The sequence below is a fragment of the Streptomyces sp. NPDC055506 genome, from assembly GCF_053643595.1.
Window position 1 is genome coordinate 1 of sequence record NZ_JBSHKH010000248.1, and the last position, 4,142, is coordinate 4,142.

Here is a 4,142-nt window from a genome sequence, read left to right on the forward strand (position 1 = left end):
GGCTCCGTACGGAGCCGGGCACCGTCCGTTCGACCGGCGGTCAGCGCTGCTCGAGGTCGCCCGCGAGAGAGGTCACCCGCGCGGGTCGAAGTCACCCGCGAGCGCCGAGGCGATCCGCAGGTGCGACTCCGCCTCCTCGTACCGCCCCTGCCGCTGGAGCGTGCGGCCGAGCATCAGCCGGGCATAGTGCTCGACGGGGTCGCGCTCGACGATCGTCCGCAACTCGGTTTCCGCACGCCACAGTTGGGCCGAGTGGTAGTAGGAACGCGCCAGCAGCAGCCGCGGCCCGGTCTGCTCGGGCACCTCCTCGACCAGCCCCACCAGGACGCGCGCGGCGGCGGCGTAGTCCTTGGCGTCGAAGAACAGCTGCGCGCGCTCCCAGCGCTCCGCCGGTGTTCCATGGGCGTAGTAGGTGGTGTCGTGGGTCGTGTTCACTCGTGGCCTCCTTCGAGGCCGACAACCGGGCCGGTCGGTTCAATATTCCACTACCTATGCAGGCCGCTGGTCGGCCAGGGCGGCCAGCTCGGCGTCGGCCCGCTCGGTGATCAGGCTGAGCACCCGGCCGGCGACGGCCAGATCCTCCGCCGGGATGCCGTCGTAGATCCGGCCGGTGATGGGCGCCGTCTCGCCGGAGGCCCTGTCGTAGAGCTCCCGCCCGGCGTCCGTGATCCGCACGCCCGATGCCTCGTCCGATGCGTCGTCCGGGGTCAGCAGCCGCGAGGCGATCAGCTCGTCGATCACGCCGTGCACTTCCGCCGCGTCGGTCTTCAGCGCCCCGGTGACCCCGTCGACGAGCTGCTCGCGCCCCACCGGGCCCTCGGCGACGGCCGCGAGCCGGAGGGTGACGGACTGCTGGAAGGTGACGCCGTGCCGGGCCAGCACGTGCTCGAGGATCGCACGGCCCGCGTAGTGGGCCAGGGCGATGACGCGGGGGCCGACCGGGGGTGTGGTGGTGGTCATGGCTGCTCCGTCTCGTTCTCGCGGAAGGGATCAAGAGGTGCGTCGAGCAAGGCCGTCAGGTCGCGCGTGAACTCCCTCGTGCGCGCGCTGTCGAGACCGCCGAGCGGCTCCAGAAGCTGCTGAAGCAGCCCGTGCACGACGGTGATCGCCCGCGCGCTGACCTCACGCCCCTGCTCGGTGAGCGCGAGCTGTACCGCGCGCGGGTCGCGCGGGTCCCGGGTGCGTTCCACGAGGCCGGCGGCCTCCAGCGCGCGGGCGAGCTTCGACACATAGAGCGGCTCGAGTCCGGTGTGGTCGGCGAGGCGACGCTGACTGGGCCGTTCGCCCGAACGCCGCATGCCGTACAGCGAGGCCATGAGCGAGTACTGCGCATGGGTCAGCCCGAGCGGGGCGACGGCCCGGTCGACGGCCACCCGCCACTTCATCGACAGCCGCCACACCAGGAACCCGGGCGTCGCGCCTTCGGAACCATTGCTCATGTCGATGCAGTACATGGCTACTATATACATGGCTATTATTTTCGGGTGCGCGCTCAGGGGGTGCCCAGGGGAGGGCCGCCCGGATGACGCAGTGGCGGGGTGACGCGCTGACGCGAGACCTCCCGCCGGACTAGGTTGTGGCCATGAGCAATCTTGAGCGCGAGGCGGCCCCCGCTCTGTGCGGTGGCCGGGGCTTCGTGGTGGCGGAGCCGGTGCGTGAACTCCTCAGTCCCCGGCGCGTCAAACTGGGCGAGTCCAGCGAGGTTCGCCGGCTGCTGCCCAACCTCGGCCGCCGGATGGTCGGGGCCTGGTGCTTCGTCGACCACTACGGCCCCGACGACATCGCCGACGAACCCGGCATGCAGGTGCCGCCGCATCCCCACATGGGGCTGCAGACGGTGAGCTGGCTGCACGAGGGAGAGGTGCTGCACCGCGACTCCACCGGTAGCCTCCAGACGATCCGCCCGCGCGAACTGGGCCTGATGACCTCCGGTCGGGCGATCAGCCACTCCGAGGAGAGCCCTCGCCCGCACGCCCGTTTCCTGCACGGCGCGCAGCTGTGGGTCGCCCTTCCGGACGGCCACCGCCACACCGACCCGCGCTTCGAACACCACGCCGACCTGCCGGTCGTCACGGCACCCGGTATCGAGGCCACGCTGATCCTCGGCGACCTCGACGGCGCGACCTCGCCCGGCACGGCGTTCACCCCGATCGTCGGCGCCGACCTGTCCCTGACCCGGGGCGCGGACGTACGTCTCCCCCTGGAACCGGACTTCGAGTACGCCGTCCTGTCCATGTCCGGCGAAGCCCACGTCGACGGCGTCCCGGTCCTGCCCGGCTCGATGCTCTACCTCGGCTGCGGCCGCAGCGAACTACCCCTGCGGGCGGAGTCGGACGCGGGCCTGATGCTCCTGGGCGGCGAGCCCTTCGAGGAGGAGCTGATCATGTTCTGGAACTGGATCGGACGGTCGCAGGAGGAGATCGTACAGGCTCGCCAGGACTGGATGGAAGGGACACGGTTCGGCGAGGTGAAGGGCTACGACGGCGCCCCGCTGCCTGCTCCTGTGCTGCCTCCAGTGCCGCTCAAGCCGCGCGGAAGGGCTCGCTGACCTGCAGGAATGGCTGACGGGCTGGTGACAGTCAGTCGGCCGGCCGTCCTGCGTTGTCCCTCACAGGTTTCTTGCGAGTGCTGTGCGGGTGGGTGTGGTGTAAGCCGGATGGGCTAGGAACTGCGTTCCACCAGCGCGGAGTTCGCCCGCCTGTGGGACGAGGGCACGGTCGGCCCGCACGTCTCGGCTCGCAAGACCGTCGTACACCCCCAGGCGGGTGAGGTGGTCTGCGACTGCGACGTGCTCACCGTCCCGGGCTGCGACATCCGCCTCGTCGTCTACACCGTGGCCGCGGGTTCCACCGACGCGGAAAAGCTGGAGTTCCTACGGGTCACCAACGGCGTCCGGACCGACCCCGCGTTCATGACCTGGCCCCACCCGCGGGGAGATGACCCGTACGGGAGCCTGGGAAGCGACGCCCGGCGAGACGTGCTCGATCAAGGGCGAGACCTTCGAGTTCTGCCACATCCTCTCCGGCATCGTCGAACTCACGCCGGAAGGCGGCGAGCCGGTGGTCTACAAGGCGGGTTAGGCCAGGTGCCGGGCGGTGATCTCCGTAGCCGTCTCGGATACCAGCCGGCCCAGCTCGGGCAGCCGGTCGGGTTCGAAGCGGGAGTCGGGCAGGGAGGCGGACACCGCGGCCAGCGGTGTGCCCTCAGCGTCGAGCACGGGCGCCGCGATCGCGCAGACACCCTGCAGGTACTGGTTGTGGTTGACGGCGTAGCCACGCTCTCTCACGCGGCGGAGCTCCGCGCGCAGTTGCCCCGGGTCGGTGATGGTCTCCTCGCCGTAACCCTCCAGCGTCCCTGCGGCGACCTCGTCTATCTCGGACCTTTCCAGATGCGCCAGGACGGCGTTCCCGGCGGCGGTGGCGTGCAGGGGTGAGGTGTCGCCGATGGCGTGGAAGGTGCGTACGGCTTGGTCGCAGTCGACGCGGTCGACGACGACCATGCCGTGCAGGGCGTCAGGTACCGACAGGTGGATGGTCTCGTTCAGAGCGTCGCGGAGCCGGATCATGGGTTCACGTGCGGCGGCGAACAGGCTGGAGCCCTGGAGGGCGGTGGGGCGTACGGCCAGGACGCGGGCGCCGATCTCCCAGCGGGTGGTGTCCTTGCGGTTGGCGCGCAGCCAGCCCGCCTCATTGAGGGTGACCAGGGTGCGCTGCACGGTGGACTTCGGCAGCCCGAAAATCTTGGTCAACTCCCCGACGGTCACGGGTTGATGTCGGGCGACTGCCTCCAGAACCCGGAGCGACCTGGTGACGCTCTTCATTTCCATTCGATGCCCCCTCAGACCTGTGGCCCCTGGTTCTCATTGCTCTTGACTCCGGCACGGAGTCACGGTCATGATCTGTGCCGGATCCCAGCATAGCGTGCCACTATGTGGAACATAGTCGGGTTCGGTCGTTCAGTGGACCGGACTTGAGGTGCACCGGGGTCCCGATTCCCCGCGGCGATGGACAGCGGTAGGGCTTTGACCAGGCCTGCCGTGCCGCGCGGTGCGGCCGCCCTGTGTCCGGCTTCCCCCGCCGGGCGCAGGGCGGTGGCTGCCCTGACGCGAGGCTGAGGGCCGGCTCGCACGCGAAGCGTGTGAG

6 protein-coding genes and 1 pseudogene are annotated in these 4,142 nt (G+C 70.1%); 3 read left to right on the plus strand and 4 right to left on the minus strand.

The features are described from left to right. Positions 1–72: 72 nt before the first annotated feature. Genes ACWIF2_RS40120 through ACWIF2_RS40130 form a run of 3 tightly spaced genes read right to left on the minus strand, consistent with a single transcriptional unit; the run spans position 73 to position 1,439 of the window. Entirely contained in the window at positions 73–435 is a 363-nt protein-coding gene (locus ACWIF2_RS40120) for a tetratricopeptide repeat protein (RefSeq protein WP_454366576.1), read from the minus strand. 54 nt (positions 436–489) lie between these two features. Continuing rightward, positions 490–960 (minus strand): MarR family winged helix-turn-helix transcriptional regulator, encoded by a 471-nt coding sequence (locus tag ACWIF2_RS40125; RefSeq protein ID WP_454366577.1) that lies wholly within the window; start codon positions 958–960, stop codon positions 490–492. After that, complete coding sequence (locus ACWIF2_RS40130; RefSeq protein ID WP_454366579.1) at positions 957–1,439, minus strand: MarR family winged helix-turn-helix transcriptional regulator; 483 nt, start codon at positions 1,437–1,439, stop codon at positions 957–959. Before ACWIF2_RS40130 ends, ACWIF2_RS40125 begins: the two co-directional genes overlap by 4 nt. A 143-nt stretch (positions 1,440–1,582) precedes the next feature. Here ACWIF2_RS40130 and ACWIF2_RS40135 point away from each other — a divergent pair, with 143 nt between their 5' ends. The 3 genes and pseudogenes from ACWIF2_RS40135 to ACWIF2_RS40145 all read left to right on the plus strand — a co-directional run bounded on the left by ACWIF2_RS40135 (position 1,583) and on the right by ACWIF2_RS40145 (position 3,080). After that, positions 1,583–2,548: a pirin family protein gene (locus ACWIF2_RS40135; protein ID WP_454366581.1), complete on the plus strand. Its 966-nt coding sequence runs from the start codon at positions 1,583–1,585 to the stop codon at positions 2,546–2,548. Positions 2,549–2,665: 117 nt separating this feature from the next. Next, positions 2,666–2,902 (plus strand): annotated as a pseudogene (locus ACWIF2_RS40140) (MmyB family transcriptional regulator); the annotation flags it as partial. Between the two features lie 34 nt (positions 2,903–2,936). Further along, positions 2,937–3,080 carry a cupin domain-containing protein gene (locus ACWIF2_RS40145; protein WP_454366583.1) on the plus strand — a complete coding sequence of 48 codons (144 nt, stop codon included), beginning with the start codon at positions 2,937–2,939 and terminating at the stop codon, positions 3,078–3,080. Here ACWIF2_RS40145 and ACWIF2_RS40150 read toward each other — a convergent pair. Then, the gene (locus tag ACWIF2_RS40150; protein WP_454366585.1) at positions 3,077–3,820 is read right to left on the minus strand and encodes an IclR family transcriptional regulator; all 744 of its coding nucleotides are present in this window, start codon (positions 3,818–3,820) and stop codon (positions 3,077–3,079) included. The two genes, ACWIF2_RS40145 and ACWIF2_RS40150, sit on opposite strands and share 4 nt — an antisense overlap. Positions 3,821–4,142 lie beyond the last annotated feature (322 nt).